The sequence below is a fragment of the Sphingomonas quercus genome, assembly GCF_018863195.1.
Classification (GTDB): domain Bacteria; phylum Pseudomonadota; class Alphaproteobacteria; order Sphingomonadales; family Sphingomonadaceae; genus Solisphingomonas; species Solisphingomonas quercus.
This window is the reverse complement of the sequence record NZ_JAHKRT010000006.1, coordinates 179,185-193,600: the sequence shown is the minus strand read 5'-3', so window position 1 is coordinate 193,600 and position 14,416 is coordinate 179,185. Positions and strand designations below refer to the sequence as shown.

General features: G+C 71.3%; 14 protein-coding genes and 1 riboswitch. Of the genes, 9 read left to right on the top strand and 5 right to left on the bottom strand.

The genetic code is table 11. The annotated features are described in order from the left end of the window. Positions 1 to 228 precede the first annotated feature (228 nt). The 8 genes from KOF26_RS12530 to KOF26_RS12495 all read left to right on the top strand — a co-directional run bounded on the left by KOF26_RS12530 (position 229) and on the right by KOF26_RS12495 (position 7,478). On the top strand, positions 229 to 1,224 hold the full coding sequence (locus tag KOF26_RS12530) for a FecCD family ABC transporter permease (RefSeq protein ID WP_363182245.1): 996 nt from the start codon (positions 229 to 231) through the stop codon (positions 1,222 to 1,224). Continuing rightward, the gene (locus KOF26_RS12525; RefSeq protein ID WP_216325322.1) at positions 1,218 to 1,994 is read left to right on the top strand and encodes an ABC transporter ATP-binding protein; all 777 of its coding nucleotides are present in this window, start codon (positions 1,218 to 1,220) and stop codon (positions 1,992 to 1,994) included. Before KOF26_RS12530 ends, KOF26_RS12525 begins: the two co-directional genes overlap by 7 nt. A 21-nt stretch (positions 1,995 to 2,015) precedes the next feature. Next, positions 2,016 to 2,207: riboswitch (cobalamin riboswitch) on the top strand. Between the two features lie 100 nt (positions 2,208 to 2,307). Beyond that, positions 2,308 to 4,251: a TonB-dependent receptor plug domain-containing protein gene (locus KOF26_RS12520; protein ID WP_216325319.1), complete on the top strand. Its 1,944-nt coding sequence runs from the start codon at positions 2,308 to 2,310 to the stop codon at positions 4,249 to 4,251. Between the two features lie 13 nt (positions 4,252 to 4,264). Then, on the top strand, positions 4,265 to 4,813 hold the full coding sequence (locus tag KOF26_RS12515) for a hypothetical protein (RefSeq protein WP_216325316.1): 549 nt from the start codon (positions 4,265 to 4,267) through the stop codon (positions 4,811 to 4,813). A 1-nt stretch (position 4,814) separates the two neighbouring features. After that, positions 4,815 to 5,222, top strand: coding sequence for a DUF1636 domain-containing protein (locus KOF26_RS12510; protein WP_216325313.1), 408 nt, complete (start codon positions 4,815 to 4,817; stop codon positions 5,220 to 5,222). After that, positions 5,219 to 6,232: a nicotinate-nucleotide--dimethylbenzimidazole phosphoribosyltransferase gene (gene cobT / locus KOF26_RS12505; RefSeq protein WP_216325310.1), complete on the top strand. Its 1,014-nt coding sequence runs from the start codon at positions 5,219 to 5,221 to the stop codon at positions 6,230 to 6,232. Before KOF26_RS12510 ends, cobT begins: the two co-directional genes overlap by 4 nt. Beyond that, positions 6,232 to 6,792 (top strand): histidine phosphatase family protein, encoded by a 561-nt coding sequence (locus KOF26_RS12500; protein ID WP_216325307.1) that lies wholly within the window; start codon positions 6,232 to 6,234, stop codon positions 6,790 to 6,792. Before cobT ends, KOF26_RS12500 begins: the two co-directional genes overlap by 1 nt. After that, positions 6,780 to 7,478 carry an adenosylcobinamide-GDP ribazoletransferase gene (locus KOF26_RS12495; protein ID WP_216325304.1) on the top strand — a complete coding sequence of 233 codons (699 nt, stop codon included), beginning with the start codon at positions 6,780 to 6,782 and terminating at the stop codon, positions 7,476 to 7,478. The genes KOF26_RS12500 and KOF26_RS12495 overlap by 13 nt, the downstream gene beginning before the upstream one ends. Here KOF26_RS12495 and KOF26_RS12490 read toward each other — a convergent pair. Genes KOF26_RS12490 through KOF26_RS12480 form a run of 3 tightly spaced genes read right to left on the bottom strand, consistent with a single transcriptional unit; the run spans position 7,464 to position 10,847 of the window. Then, positions 7,464 to 8,909 (bottom strand): cobyric acid synthase, encoded by a 1,446-nt coding sequence (locus tag KOF26_RS12490; RefSeq protein WP_216325301.1) that lies wholly within the window; start codon positions 8,907 to 8,909, stop codon positions 7,464 to 7,466. The two genes, KOF26_RS12495 and KOF26_RS12490, sit on opposite strands and share 15 nt — an antisense overlap. Next, the gene (cbiB, locus tag KOF26_RS12485) at positions 8,897 to 9,835 is read right to left on the bottom strand and encodes an adenosylcobinamide-phosphate synthase CbiB (RefSeq protein WP_216325298.1); all 939 of its coding nucleotides are present in this window, start codon (positions 9,833 to 9,835) and stop codon (positions 8,897 to 8,899) included. Before cbiB ends, KOF26_RS12490 begins: the two co-directional genes overlap by 13 nt. Continuing rightward, on the bottom strand, positions 9,828 to 10,847 hold the full coding sequence (locus tag KOF26_RS12480; protein WP_363182244.1) for a threonine-phosphate decarboxylase: 1,020 nt from the start codon (positions 10,845 to 10,847) through the stop codon (positions 9,828 to 9,830). The genes cbiB and KOF26_RS12480 overlap by 8 nt, the downstream gene beginning before the upstream one ends. Before the next feature lie 83 nt (positions 10,848 to 10,930). Between KOF26_RS12480 and cobU the strand changes: the two genes are divergently transcribed. Next, positions 10,931 to 11,476 carry a bifunctional adenosylcobinamide kinase/adenosylcobinamide-phosphate guanylyltransferase gene (gene cobU / locus KOF26_RS12475; protein WP_216325295.1) on the top strand — a complete coding sequence of 182 codons (546 nt, stop codon included), beginning with the start codon at positions 10,931 to 10,933 and terminating at the stop codon, positions 11,474 to 11,476. Positions 11,477 to 11,519: 43 nt separating this feature from the next. Here cobU and KOF26_RS12470 read toward each other — a convergent pair whose 3' ends face one another. Both KOF26_RS12470 and KOF26_RS12465 read right to left on the bottom strand, forming a co-directional pair. Further along, entirely contained in the window at positions 11,520 to 13,652 is a 2,133-nt protein-coding gene (locus KOF26_RS12470; RefSeq protein WP_216325292.1) for a TonB-dependent receptor domain-containing protein, read from the bottom strand. Between the two features lie 317 nt (positions 13,653 to 13,969). Continuing rightward, the gene (locus tag KOF26_RS12465; protein WP_216325289.1) at positions 13,970 to 14,404 is read right to left on the bottom strand and encodes a flagellar biosynthesis protein FlgB; all 435 of its coding nucleotides are present in this window, start codon (positions 14,402 to 14,404) and stop codon (positions 13,970 to 13,972) included. Positions 14,405 to 14,416 lie beyond the last annotated feature (12 nt).

Here is a 14,416-nt window from a genome sequence, read left to right as displayed (position 1 = left end):
CGCCCGGCCTTCGCATGCCGCCGGGCGATGTCACAAGAGAGACGGCGACGCCGAATCCCGTCGTAGGGGGGGAGCCGCGTCGTCCGCCGCGCCCCGCGGCAAAGTCATCTCCCCCTGATCCGGCACCCACCCCGGCAGCAACGCGGGCGCGCGGGGAGGAGCAGGCCGGGAAACAAGTTCGGTGTGACGGTGTGGACATGGGCGGGCCGCGCGGCGAAAGAGCCGTTCGTGACTGCCGCGCTGCCCCGCCCGATCCTGATCATCGGCCTCGCCGGGCTGGCCGCGCTCGCCTTCCTGCTGTCGCTCGGCATCGGCACGGTCGCGCTCGGGCCGGGGCGGCTGCTGGCCGCGGTGGAGGGACGCGATGTCATCGCCCATGTCATCCTCGTCGATCTGCGGCTTCCGCGCGGACTGCTCGGCCTCGGGGTCGGGGCGATGCTCGGCCTCGCCGGGGCCGCGCTACAGGGCTACCTGCGCAATCCGCTGGCGGAGCCCGCGGTGCTCGGCGTGTCCAACGGCGCTGCGCTCGGCGCGGTGGTGGCGCTCTATTTCGGCCTCGCCAATCTGCACCCGGCGCTGCTGCCGCTGCTCGCCATCATCGGCGCGCTGACCGCGATCGCGCTGCTGTTCGCGCTGGCCGGCGACGTGGAAAGCCCGTTGACCCTGATCCTCGCCGGCATCGCCATGGCGACGCTCGCCGGGGCCGGGATCAGCCTCGCGCTGAACCTGTCGCCCAATCCGTTCGCGGCGATGGAGATCGCCACATGGCTGCTCGGCTCCCTGGAGGATCGCTCGGCCAATCATGTGCTGCTGGCGCTGCCCTGCGTCGCCATCGGCGTCGGCCTGCTGCTGTGGGACGGCCGCGCGCTCGATGCGCTGACGCTGGGCGAGGAGGGGGCCGCAGCGCTCGGCGTGGATCTCGGCGCCACGCGGCTGCGCCTGCTTGCCGGGGTGGCAATCGGCGTCGGCGGCGCGGTGGCGGTGTCCGGGGCGATCGGGTTCGTCGGGCTGATCGTGCCGCATCTCGTCCGCCCGCTCACCGATCGCGCCCCGTCGTCGATCCTGCTGCCGTCAGCGCTGGCGGGGGCGGCGCTGCTGACGGTGGCGGATGTCGCCGTCCGGCTGGTGCCGACCGCCAATGAGCTCAAGCTCGGCGTGGTCACCGCCTTTCTTGGCGTGCCGGTGTTCCTCGCCCATCTGATGCGGGCGCGCCGGATATGGTGACGCTCGCCTGCGAGGGCCTTGCAGTCACTCTTGGCGGCCGCATCGTGCTCGACGCGGCGAGCGCGGCGTTCGCGCCGGGCGGGCTGGTCGGCGTGGTCGGGCCGAACGGCGCCGGGAAGTCGACGCTTGTCCGCGCGCTGGCCGGGCTGCTGCCGGTGGCGCGGGGGCGGGCGACGCTGGACGGTCGCGATGTCGCGGCGATCCCGCGCGCCGAGATGGCGCGGCGCATCGCCTATCTGCCTCAGGGCCAGACGCTGCACTGGCCGCTGTCCGTAGCGCGGCTGGTGGCGCTCGGCCGGCTGCCGCATCTGGCGCCGTTCCAGCGCATCGGCGCGGGCGATGCCGCCGCCATCGACCGCGCCATGGCGCTGACCGAGGTCACCGATCTGCGCGACCGCGTCGCCACCGAACTTTCCGGGGGCGAGCGCGCCCGCGTGCTCCTCGCCCGCGCGCTGGCGGTGGAGGCGCCGGTACTGATCGTCGACGAGCCACTGGCGGCGCTCGATCCCGGTCACCAGCTCGACATGATGGCGCTGCTGCGGGCGCGGGCGGGAGAGGGGGCGCTGGTCATCGCGGTGCTGCACGATCTCGGCCTTGCCGCGCGGCAGTGCGACCGGCTGCTGCTGCTGCACGCGGGCCGCGTCGTCGCCGATGGCGCCCCGGCCGACGTGCTGACGGCGGAGAGGCTCGCCGCCATATTCGGCATCCGCGCCTGGACCGGGATGGTGGAAGGCCAGCCGATCCTCGTGCCGCTGCATCGCAGCAGTTGACCGCGGCCGCGGCCTCGGCGTAGGGCGGCGATCGCGACAGGTTCCCCGGTGACGGGGATGAAAAGGGAACGGGGTTCGACGCCCCGGCTGCCCCTGCAACTGTAAGCGGCGAGCCACCGAGCCACTCAGCCATTGGGGTTTACGATCCCGAGAAGGCGGCCCGGACGGCAATGACCCGCGAGCCAGGAGACCTGCCCGTCGCGGTCGTCCTTCGTCCGGACAGGGTGTTCCGGTCGAACGGGTATGAACCCGAGCGGCGACTTCTGCTGCCTCCGTGCGCGAGCGCGGGGGTGCGTTGTCACGGGGGTTTTACATGATCAGATCTTATCTTCTTGTTTCCGTTCTGCTTTCGTCCGCGCCCGCGCTGGCGCAGGAGGCGCCGCGGCCGGATGCCGCGGCCGATCCGGACGCCAGCGCCGTCATCGTCACGGCGACGCGCGCGCCGACCTCGATCGATCGCGTCGCCGCTTCGGTGACGGTGCTCGACAAGGCGGCGATCGATCGCGCCCAGGATATCGGCGTCACCGAAATCCTCCAGCGCACGCCGGGCATCAGCGTCACCCGCAATGGCGGCTATGGGACGGCGACGTCGCTGCGCATTCGCGGCGCCGAGACGGATCAGACGGTGGTGGTGATCGACGGCGTCAAGCTCAATGATCCCTCGGCCGCCGGCGGCGGCTACAATTTCGCCAATCTGCTGATCGGCGACGCCGCCCGCATCGAGGTGCTGCGCGGGCCGCAGTCGATCCTGTGGGGCAGCCAGGCGATCGGCGGCGTCGTCAACATCGTCACCCCGCTGCCGGACCAGCCGCTCGAGGCGAGCTTCGACGTCGAGACCGGCTCGCGCGAGACGGTCAGTGCGCGCGCCGGCCTTGGCGGGCGCAGCGGCCCACTCGCCTGGCGGTTGGGCGCGCAGGCCTTCACCACCGACGGCATCTCGGCGATCGCGCCGGCATTCGGCGGCAAGGAGCGCGACGGCTACACCAATCGCAACCTCTCGGGCCGCGCCGTGCTGGAGCTGGCCGATGGCGTCAGCGCCGACGTGCGCGGCTATTATGGATGGGGCCGTGCCGGGATCGACGGGTTCAGCGGCGATACGCCCGAATATGGCCTGAACCGCGAGTTTGTCGGCTATGCGGGCCTCAATGTCGATCTGTTCGGCGGGCGCCTGCGCAACCGCATCGGCTATGGCTATACCGACACCGATCGCGACAATTATAACCCCGCCCTCGAGCGCGCGCAGACCTTCGATTCCGCCGGCCGCAACGAACGGCTCGAATATCAGGGCAGCCTCGCCATCGCCAAGGGATGGAACGCGGTGTTCGGCGTCGAGAATGAGCGCTCCCGCTTCCGCAGCGTGTCGCCGCCGGCATCGCTGGCGGCGCCGGTGCCCGCGCCGGCGCGAGGGCGCGCGGAGATCACCAGCTTTTACGGGCAGGTCAGCGGCGAAGTGTTTGCCGGGCTGACCCTGACCGGCGGCGCGCGTAACGACGATCACAGTCGCTACGGTTCGCGCACCCTGTTTTCGGGCGGCGCGGCGTGGAGGCTGCCGACCGGCACGGTGCTTCGCGCCAGCTATGGCGAGGGCTTCAAGGCGCCGACGCTCTATCAGCTGTTCTCCGATTACGGGAACATCGCCCTGTCGCCCGAGCGCGCCCATGGCTGGGAGGCCGGCGCCGAGCAGCGGCTGCTGGACGGGGCGCTGAGCTTCGGCGCCACATGGTTCGAGCGGCGGACGAAGGATCAGATCATCTTCGCAAGCTGCATCGCGCCGACCAGCGATCCGCTGTGCGTGGTGCCTGGGACAACGATCTCGCGCTTCGGCTATTACGACAATATCGCCCGCGCCGGGGCGAAGGGCATCGAGGCGACGGCAGCGGCGAAGGTCGGCGGCCTGACCCTCGACGGCAATTACAGCTGGATGCAATCCGAGGATCGTTCGCCGGGAAGCAGCTTCGGCAAATGGCTGCCGCGTCGCCCGCGCCATGTCGCCAACGCCTCGGTCAGCTATGACTGGGGCTTCGGCCTCACCACCGGCGCTGCGCTGCGCTGGTCGGGGCGGAGCTTCGATGATGTCGCCAATGCTCGCCAGCTCGATTCCTACACGCTGGTCGATGCGCGGGCGGAGTTTGCGCTGAGCGAGACGGTGCGTCTGTTCGCACGGGTCGAAAACCTGTTCGACGAGGATTACACGACGGTCTACCGTTACGGCACGCTCGGCCGGAGCGTCTACGCCGGCATTCGCGGCCGTTTCTGAGGGAGATGGGACGATGGGATATGATCGTACCGGCGCCGATCGCGGCGCCGCCCTGCTCTGGATCCTGCTGCTCACCGCGACGAGCGCGATCGTCAGCCTGGTCCTGAAATGCGCGACGCCCTTCCCGGCGCTGGCGGCGCTGGCCGCCGTGCATATGGGGCGGCGGGATGGCCTTGCGCTGATGGCGCTCGTCTGGGCGGCGAGCCAGGCCGTCGGCTTCTGCCTGCAGGGCTTTCCGCATGAGGCAGCGACCTATGGCTGGGCGGCCTCGCTGCTCTTCGGCGGCATCGCCTCGGTGATCGCGGCCGACGGCTTCGCCCGGCGCGCGGGCGGCGACCGGGCGGGCCTCGCGCTCGGCTATGTCGCGGGGTTCGTGGCGTTCAAGCTGGTCGTGCTGTTCTTCGGCATGGGCATCGAGGGGCATATCGGCGCCGCCTTTTCCGGGTCGGTGCTGGTCACCCAGTTCGTGCGCAACGCCGCGATCCTGATCGGTCTGGCGGCGCTCTACCACGGTCTCGTGGCGCTCGGCGCCCCGCTGGCCGGGCGGCGGGCGCTGGCCTGAGGTGCTGGTCGCGGTCGCGGACGGGCCGGCGGTGGTCGCCTGCAACAGCTGCCGCCACGCCGACGACGCGCGGCATGACGCCGATGGCGTCTCCGGCGGGGCGCGGCTGATCGAGGCGCTGCGCGCGGCGCACGCCGCCGAGCCGTGCTATGCCGGCATCGCCGTGCAGGAGATGCCGTGCCTGTTCGCGTGTGCCGACCATTGCACGGTGCATCTGCGCGCGCCGGGCAAGGTCGGCTTTGTGCTTGGCCGCTTCGTCCCCGGCGAGGCGGCGGCGCGCGCCATCCTCGATTATGCCGTCGCCTATGCGGAGAGCGAGATGGGGCAGGTACCGTACCGCCAATGGCCGGAGGGCGTGAAGGGACATTTCCTGACGCGCACGCCACCCGCCGGCTTCGTCGTGGCATGAATCGTTTCGCATCGCTCGCCGCGTTCGAGGCGGCGCTGGACGATCTGCCGATGCCGGATGCGGCGGCCGTCGCGGCGGCGGCGGCGCGGCAGGGGCAGCTCACCAAGCCCGCCGGTTCGCTCGGGCGGCTGGAGGAGATCGCACTGTTCATGGCCGGCTGGCAGGGCCGCGCCGTGCCGGCGATCGACCGGGCATGCGCGGCGATCTTCGCCGGTAATCACGGCGTCGCGGCGCGCGGGGTCAGCGCTTTCCCGCCCGAGGTGACGGCCGAGATGGTGCGCAACTTCGCCCATGGCGGCGCCGCGATCAACGCGCTCGCCGGCGCCGCCGGGCTCGACCTCAAGGTGGTCTCGCTCGATCTCGACCACCCGACCGCCGACTTCACCGTGGCACCAGCGATGACCGCTGAAGAGCTGCTCTCCGCGCTCAACAGCGGCGCGGCGATCGTGGCGGAGGGCATGGACCTGCTCGTCCTCGGCGAGATGGGCATTGGCAATTCCACCGCCGCCGCGGCGCTCTGCGCACGGAGTTTCGGCGGCACCGCGACGGACTGGACAGGCCCCGGCACCGGGCTCGACGCGGAGGGGGTGACGCGCAAGGCGGCGGTGGTGGCAGCCGGCCTCGCCGCCCACGCCGACGCGGCCGTCACCCCGGTCGAGACGCTGCGCCGGCTCGGCGGACGTGAGATCGCGGCCATCGCCGGCGCGGTGGTGACGGCGCGGCTGATGCGCGTGCCGGTGCTGCTCGACGGGTTCATCAGTTGCGCCGGCGTCGCGCCATTGGCCGCGGCCCGCCCGGCGATCACGGGGCATTGCCTCGCCGGCCATTGCTCGGCCGAGCCCGGGCATGGCCGGCTGCTCGCGCGGCTCGGCCTCGCGCCGCTGCTTCGGCTCGACATGCGGCTTGGCGAGGGCAGCGGGGCGGCGGTGGCGGCGCAGATCGTCCGCTCGGCGCTGGCCGCGCATGCGCAGATGGCGACCTTCGCCGAAGCGGGAGTGACAGCCGGCTGATGATCCACCTGATGCGCCACGGGCCGACAGCGCGGCCGGGCCGCATGCTGGGGCGGACGGACTGGCCGGCCACGCCCGAGGGTATTTCCGACTGCGTGGCGCAGGCGGCGGGGCTTGCCTTCGATCATATCCTCACCTCCGACCTGGTCCGGGCCAAGGCTTGTGCCGACGCGATCGGCCGGGCGCAGGGCATTGCCGTGCGGGTCGATCCGCGCTGGCGCGAGCTTGATTTCGGCGCGTGGGAGGGGCTTGGCGCCGCCGAGGTGGACGCCGGCGCGCTGGCCCGCTTCTGGGCCGACCCCGACGCCTGCCCGCCGCCCGGCGGGGAACGCTGGTCGTCGCTGACCGCCCGTATCGCCGCGGCGCTGGCCGACAGGCCCGGCGGCCCGCTGCTGATCGTCACCCATGGCGGGGCGATGCGGGCGGCGTTGATGCACCTGACCGGCTTCGGGCTGGAGCAGGCGCGCGCCTTCGATCTGCCATGCGGGGCGGTGATCAGCCTGCGCCTGTGGCCGGGCAGCCCGGCGCAGATCATCGCGCTGCGCCCGTGCGCCGGCTGATCCTCGCGGTCGCATTCCTGACGCGGCTGCCGATGCCGCGCGTGGTGGCGGACGATGCGGAGTTCGCCGCGGCGCTGCGCCTCTATCCGCTGGCGGGGCTGGTCGTCGGTGCGATCGTAATTGCGGCGGCCCGCGCCGGAGGGCTCGCCGATGCGTGGGTCGGCGCGCTCGCCGGGCTGGCGGCGTGGGTGCTGGTGACAGGCGCGCTCCACCTCGACGGGCTTGCCGACCTCGCCGACGGGCTGGGCGCCGCGCATCGCGACCGGGATCGGATGCTCGCGGTGATGGCGGATCCGCATGCCGGCAGCTTCGCGGTGACGGCGATCGCGTTGCAGCTCATCGCCAAGCTGGTGCTGCTCCACGGCCTTGGCGGTGATTGGCGCGTGCTGCTGGTGCCGTTCGCGGCGCGGATCGGGCCGTTGGTCTGGGCGAGGCTGCTGCTGCCGCTCAAGCCGGGACTGGGGGCGACGATCGCGCAGGCGGCGCGCTGGCGCGATGTCGGTGTCTGGGCGCTAGCGGCGGCGGGCGCGGCGATCGTCGCGCCGGGGCTGGCGGTGGCGTTTCTGCTGATTCCGGGCTGGGCGCTCTGGCTCCGCTGGCGGGTGGGCGGCATCACCGGCGACTGCCACGGCGCCGGGATCGAACTGGTCGAGACCGGTCTGCTGGCGGCGCTACTGCTGTTCTGAGAGGCGGATCAGCCCGTCGATATCGACATGCGCCTCCAGAGTGGCGGCGATCGCGTTGAGCGCCGCGTCGACGGCAAGCGCGTGATCCGGCCCGCTGCTGGCCACGCCGAGCCACGCCGCGCGCTGCTCCGCCATTCCGAACAGTCCGTGGACATAGCAGCCGGCGACCAGCCCGTCGGCGCGCGCCGCGCCATCTGGCCGGCCATCTTCGAAGCGGGCCAGCGGCCGTGCGGTGTCGGGCCCGCTAGTCTCCCCGACGTGCATCTCATAGCCGGCAAAGCGCGCGCCCCGCGCCTCGCCGGTCACCTGCCGCAAGGCCTTGTCCCCGGTCAGCACCGTCTCCACGTCGAGCAGGCCGAGCCCGTCGACGCTGCCGGCCGGCCCCTCGATGCCGTGCGGATCGGCGATGCGCCGGCCGAGCATCTGATAGCCGCCGCACAGGCCGAGCACCGGACGACCCCGTCGGACATGGGCCTTGATGTCGATGTCCCAGCCCTGCGCGCGCACGAAGGCGAGGTCGGCGATCGTCGATTTGGAGCCGGCGAGCAGGATCAGCGCCGCTTCGGCCGGGATCGCCCGGCCGGGTGGGATCATCATCACCTCCACGCCGGGCTCCAGCTTCAACGGATCGAGATCGTCGAAATTGGAGATGCGCGGCGTGATCGGGCAGGCGACGACCAGCCGCGCCTGCGCCTGCGGGGCGTGCCGTTCAAGCACCACCGCGTCCTCGCTCGGCAGCCCCGCCGCCTCGGCGATCCAGGGCACCACGCCGAAACCGCGCCAGCCGGCCCGCGCCTCGATGGCGCGATAGCCGTCGGCGAACAGCGCCGGATCGCCCCGGAACTTGTTGATCAGGAAGCCGCGGATCATCGCCGCATCATCGGCATCGATCACCGCGCGCGTGCCGATGATCGCGGCGATGACCCCGCCGCGGTCGATATCGCCGACCAGCACAACCGGCACGCCGGCTGCGCGCGCAAAGCCCATATTGGCGATATCGCCGCCGCGCAGGTTGATCTCGGCGGGCGAGCCGGCGCCCTCGACGACGACGATGTCGGCCTGGTCCTGCAGTCGCCGGAAGCTCGCCAGCACCTCGGGCAACAGCGGCTCACGCGCCTGCCGCCAATTGCCGGTGGTGAGCGTGCCGCGCATCCGGCCGTGGACGATGAGCTGCGACGTGCGGTCCGCCTGCGGCTTCAACAACACCGGGTTCATGTCGACGCTCGGCCGCGCGCGGCAGGCGATGGCCTGCGTCGCCTGGGCGCGACCGATCTCGCCACCATCGTCGGTGACGGCGGCGTTGTTGGACATGTTCTGCGGCTTGAACGGGCGCACCGTCAGCCCGCGATTGGCGAGCGCCCGGCACAGGCCGGCAACCAGCACCGACTTGCCGACGTCCGAGCCCGTGCCCTGCAGCATCAGAGCGCCCACGCCATGCCTCCCGCCACCAGCCAGAGCGTCAGGCACGAGCGCCGGTAGACACGCAGCGCCCGGGTGATGTCGGCGGCGCCGGCCTGCCGGCAGCCGTCGCCGATCCGTGGCTTGTCCAGCACCGCGCCGTCATAGGCCGCCGGTCCACCGAGGCTGAGCCCGAGGGCGCCCGCCATCGCCGCTTCCGGCCAGCCGGCATTGGGCGAGGTATGGTTGCCGGCATCGCGGGCCATGATCCGCCACCCGCCCCGGCCGGCAAGGCAGATCGTCGCGCCCGCGATGCGCGCCGGAACGAAATTGGCGACGTCGTCGGTGCGTGCCGCCGCCCAGCCGAAGGCGCGCCAGCGCGGCTCGTAATGGCCGATCAGGCTGTCGGCGGTGTTGATCGCCTTATAGGCCCACAGGCCGGGCAGGCCGAGCAGCAGCAGCCAGAACAGCGGCGCGGCAATGCCGTCGCAAAAACTTTCCGCGAGGCTTTCGATCGCGGCGCGGGCGACACCCGCCTCGTCCAGCGCGGCGGTGTCGCGGCCGACGATCCGGCCCACCGCCGCGCGTGCCGCAGAGAGATCGCCCGCCGCCAGCGCGCGCGAGACCGGCAGGACATGATCGTACAGGCTGCGCTGGGCGAGGCCGGGCGCCGCGGCAAACGCGATGCCGAGCCACGCATGGCCGCCGAGCAGCGCGCGGCAAATCGCCTCGATCGCCCAGCCGCCGGCCGCGGCGATGCCGGCGGCCAGCGCCAGCGTGGCGATACCGCGCAACCGCCGCGCGCGATCCGGCAGGTCCGCCCGGTTCCATCGGCGCTCGCCCCAGCCGATCACCCGCGCGAACAGGCCGACGGGGTGGCCGATCCGTGCATAGAGGGCTGGCGGCCAGCCGAGGGCGGCGTCGATCGCCAGCGCCGCCAGCGCCATGGGTTCAGCCATCCGCCAGCGCACGCTCCAGCCGCGCGAGCCCTGCGCCGCCGGGAAGCCCGAGACGCAGCCAGCGCGGCGCCGTGTCGAACGGCCGGGTGAGGATGCCGGCACGCGCGAGGCGCAAGAACAGGCCATGCGCATCCTCGGTTTCGATCAGCCGGAACAGTGGGCATGCGCCGCGGGGCGTGTGGCCGGCCGCTGTCAGCACGTTGTCCAGCGCCGCCGCTTCATCATGGAGATGGGCACGGGTGGCGGCGATCCAGCCCGCATCCGCATAGGCGGCGCGACCCACTTCGATGGCGAGGCTGGACACCGGCCAGCTGCCCAGCCGCGCGCGAATGCGCTCGATCATCGGCTCCGGCCCGACCGCGAAGCCGAGGCGGATGCCCGCCAGCCCGAAGAATTTGCCGAAGGAGCGGAACACCAGCACCGGATCCTCGGCGGTGCGATAGGGCAGCACGCTCGCTTCGGGGAGCGTGTCGGCAAAGGCCTCGTCGACGATCAGCCAGCCGCCGCGCCGCTTGAGGCGCCGGGCGACGGCAAGCAGATGCTCCGGGTCCACCCGGTGGCCCTCGGGATTGGATGGATTGGCGACGATGATGGTCCCGCCGCCGGCCGCTGCCGCGTCGATATCCGTCACCGGGATCCGGCGGCTGTCGTGGAACGCGGCCGCGTGGCTGGCATAGCCGGGGCCGACATGGCGATGCGGCCCGGGAAAGCCGATCGCCTGCAACATGCGGATGCCGATTTCGGAGCCCGGCAGCGCCGTTACCGCCGCATCGGTGGCGAAGGCGCCGGCGGCCGCGCGCTCGAGCGCGGCCAGCGCCGACGGGGCGGGGAGCGGGCCGAGATCGGCTGTCGCCAGACCCTCCGGCACCGGCCAGCGTAGCGGATTGATGCCCGTCGACAGATCCAGCCAGGGCTGCGGCGCGTCGGGGAAACGCAGCTTCGCAAGGTCCAGGCGCCCGCCATGCATCATCCACTCGGACGCCATCGGCGCCGTTCCAATCTGCCCGTCCACGGCCCGTCCGTCCCTTTACGCTTGATCCGGAGGCCCCTCGTTCGCCAATCAGCGCGCGCACGGCAACCCCGGAAAGCGACGGCATGACGTATATCCATCTTATCCTCGGGGGCGCCCGCTCCGGAAAAAGCCGGTATGCGCAGGCGCTGGCCGAGACCGAGCCCGGCGATCCGGTCTATGTCGCCACCGCGCAGGCGCTGGACGGGGAGATGGCCGGGCGCATCCTCCGCCATCGCGCCGACCGCGGCGCGCGCTGGACGACGATCGAGGCGCCGCTGGACCTCGCCGCCGCGCTCGACGGCTGCCGGGGGCAGGGCGAGGGAGCGGTGCTGGTCGACTGCCTGACCTTATGGGCGAGCAACCTGCTGCTCGCCGAGCACAACGCGGATCAGGCGACGGCGGCGTTGCTGGCGGCCGGCGCGGCTCTCGGCCGGCCGCTGATCCTCGTCGCCAACGAGGTGGGGCTCGGCATCGTCCCGGACAATGCGCTTGCCCGCCGGTTCCGCGACATCGCGGGCGCGATGAACCAGCGGATCGCGGCGGCGGCCGATCAGGTGACGTTCGTCGCCGCCGGCCTGCCGCTGGTGCTGAAAGGGCAGATCCTTCCCGGGACGAACCCGTCACCCTGACCTGGTCTCAGGAGTCACCTGTCGCGGGAGCCGCCACCCTGTCTCAGAACGCCGCCCTGGCCGTAATGCGGAGGTCGCGGCCGGCCAAAGGCGCGAAGTCCTTGAGGAAGGAGGCGTGGCGGCGGGCCACCACGTCGAAGATGTTGTTCGCCGACAGCGCGAAGGACAGAGGCCGCTCCGCCCCCCAGGGGCGGATGTTGAGCTCGGCATTGACGACGGTGAAGCTGTCGGTCGGCGTCTCAAAGGCCTGAATGCGGTCCTGCTTGTCGGACCATTCCACCTCGGCGCGGGCGTCGAGCTTGGTGCCCTGCAAGGCGACGCCGCCGAGCACGCGCAGCGGCGGGATGCGCGGCACCGGGCCGACGTCGCTGATATTGGCGTGGACGTAATCGGCCAGCCCGTCGGCCACCAGCTTCACCGAGCCGAACTCGGCAAGGGTGACATTGCCCTGCGCCTCGAAACCGTAGAAGCGCACCTTGCCCTGCTTCGACTGATAGACGGGGAGCCCGTCCTCGATCGCGCCGGTCTGGGTGTCGAAAATATAGTTGTCGAACCAGTTGTGATAGACCGACAGCTCGATGTGGTAACCCGGTCCGCCACCGCGCAGCACCGCCTCCAGCCCCCAGCTTTTCTCCAGCTTGAAATCGGGATTGCCGATCTCGAACGCCTCGGTGCCGGCATGCGGGCCATTGGCGAACAGCTCCTCGGCGGACGGCGCGCGCACCGCGCGCATGAGGTTCGCGCCGAGCCGCCACGTGCCGCTCAGGCCGTAAGAGGCGCCGGCCGAGAAGGAGAAGGCGTTGAAGCTGCGCTCGCCCTTGAAGAAATCCTGGTCGGGCCGGGGCGATGCGGACACGTTGCTATGCTCGAAACGGGCCGCGCCCTCGACTTTCAGCGCGCCGAAATCGAGCTGCTGGGAGGTGAACAGGCCAAGCTGCTCGGTGCTGTTCGCCGGCAGGAACGCCTCGTCGCCGACCACGTCGAAGTCGCGCGAGAAATATTGCACGCCGCTGGCGCCCTTCCACACGCCGTGATCGGCCTGCACCAGCTCCAGCCGCCCCTCGGCGCCCTGGTTGTAGAAAGCGGTGCCGACCGAGCCGTCCTCTTCCAGCTCGAAATGGCGATAGGTGGCGTAGCCGACGCGGGCGCGGATCGTCTGGAGGATGTCGCCGCCGGTCTGCACCTCGGCGCGTCCGTCCCAGCGATTCTGGACGAGGCTGATGCGTGGCGCCTCCTGCTCCTGACCCGGGGCGGTGGCGAAGCGGATCGGCACGCCGTAGAGGCTGTCATAATGGCTGTAGGAGAGGCCGAAATTGCCGGTGTCGGTGATGATCGCGGCGCCGGCGCCGACTGTCCATGTCTTGCTCGCCGAATTGGGCAGCGTGCCTTTCAGGGCGGCGTTGGCGGCGAAGTCGATGCCGTCGGCGACCTGGTCGTCATCCTCCTTGCCGGCATTGGCCAGCGCCTGCGCCCGTGCGCTCGGCGAGAGGACATGGCCGCCTATCTCGAGGTCCCCGGTCTTGAGGTAGCTGGCGTCGGCATGGACGACGATCTTGTCGGTGACGGGCATGTCCACCGCCGCGCCGCCGGAGCGCTCATTGGCGGCCGAACCATAGGTGGCGATGGCGTCGATATGGACGGGCTCGCTCGGCACCGCACGCGGGATGCGCTTGTCGATGACGTTGACGACGCCGCCGATCGCCGACGAACCATAGAGCAGCGATTCCGGCCCGCGCAGCACCTCGACACGCTCGGCGAGCAGCGGATTGACCACCACCGCGTGATCGACGCTGGTGTTGGAAACGTCGATCGAGCCGATGCCATCGGTCAGCACCCGCACGCGCTCGCCCTGCAGGCCGCGGAGCACCGGCCGCGAGGCGTTCGGACCAAACGAGGTCGCCGACACGCCGGGGGTACGGCTCAGCGTCTCGCCGATCGTCGGGCGGGTGGCCTGGGTAAGCTCGGCGCCCTGCACCACCGCGACGCCGGAAAGCAGATCCTGACGATCCCGCGCGAAAGGGGCGGTGACGATGATCTCGTTCGGGGCCGTGGCATGGAAATCGCCCTGGGCCGGCGCGTCTGCGGCCGCTGCCGCGTCATCCGCCGCGAGCGCGCCGGTGGCGGGCATCGCGGCGAGCAGGATGGCGCAGGAGGAGAGCAGGAACGTACGGCGCATGGGCCACCCCTTATGGTGATGTGATAACATCAAGACGATATGCCGCGCGCAAACGGCGACGGCGGGGAGCTGGGTAGCCCCTCCATAGGGACGTGACAATATATCATTTCGAGGAAATTTACGATTGTGGCGGGTATGTCACAAGCGCCGGACTCGCCTGCGTCCATCATGATGAACGCGGGCCCGCTGCCATCCGACCAGACATCCCGGAGCCCGCCGGCAGGGCAGGCCCTGAAGCGACGTCGGGGCGACGTGGGCGGGGGGCGGGGGGGCGGGGCAGGGCGGCGTCTGCCCGACCGGCAGACGCCGTTGAGACGCTAGTTGGCCGAGCGGCCCAGCGCCGTCTTCAGCAGGCCCATCTGCTTGCGATAGAGGTTGGTCATCGCCGTGAAATCGGACTGAACGGTGCCCATCTTGAGGAGCTGTTCCTCCAGTGTGACATTGTTGCCGTCGGGCTTGGTCTCGGTGGTGTTGCGATCCATGATGATGTCGGTCGCCGAGGCCGGCGGTCGGGCGCCGAGCGCGGTCATGCCGCTGGTGATGGTGATATGCGGGCGCGCCACGCGCGGCGCGCCCTTGCTGCCGCCCTGCGCGCGCAGCATCGCGGAGAAATCCGGAGCCTCGACGTCGCGCGCCTTGAAATGGGGGGTCTCGCTATTGGCGATATTCTCGGAGATCACCCGCTGGCGATCGGCAAGGTTGTGCATCGAGCGGGTGATGCCGCCGATCAGCGAGGTGGGGCCGTCAGCCATGATCCTGGGTCC

What these genes read in the sequence shown, in the direction of transcription:
- KOF26_RS12525 (WP_216325322.1), top strand. Translation starts at nt 1,218, where the DNA reads ATGGTGACGCTCGCCTGCGAGGGCCTTGCAGTCACTCTTGGCGGCCGC.
- KOF26_RS12520 (WP_216325319.1), top strand. Translation starts at nt 2,308, where the DNA reads ATGATCAGATCTTATCTTCTTGTTTCCGTTCTGCTTTCGTCCGCGCCC.
- KOF26_RS12515 (WP_216325316.1), top strand. Translation starts at nt 4,265, where the DNA reads ATGGGATATGATCGTACCGGCGCCGATCGCGGCGCCGCCCTGCTCTGG.
- cobT (WP_216325310.1), top strand. Translation starts at nt 5,219, where the DNA reads ATGAATCGTTTCGCATCGCTCGCCGCGTTCGAGGCGGCGCTGGACGAT.
- KOF26_RS12500 (WP_216325307.1), top strand. Translation starts at nt 6,232, where the DNA reads ATGATCCACCTGATGCGCCACGGGCCGACAGCGCGGCCGGGCCGCATG.
- cbiB (WP_216325298.1), bottom strand. Translation starts at nt 9,835, where the DNA reads ATGGCTGAACCCATGGCGCTGGCGGCGCTGGCGATCGACGCCGCCCTC.
- cobU (WP_216325295.1), top strand. Translation starts at nt 10,931, where the DNA reads ATGACGTATATCCATCTTATCCTCGGGGGCGCCCGCTCCGGAAAAAGC.
- KOF26_RS12470 (WP_216325292.1), bottom strand. Translation starts at nt 13,652, where the DNA reads ATGCGCCGTACGTTCCTGCTCTCCTCCTGCGCCATCCTGCTCGCCGCG.
- KOF26_RS12465 (WP_216325289.1), bottom strand. Translation starts at nt 14,404, where the DNA reads ATGGCTGACGGCCCCACCTCGCTGATCGGCGGCATCACCCGCTCGATG.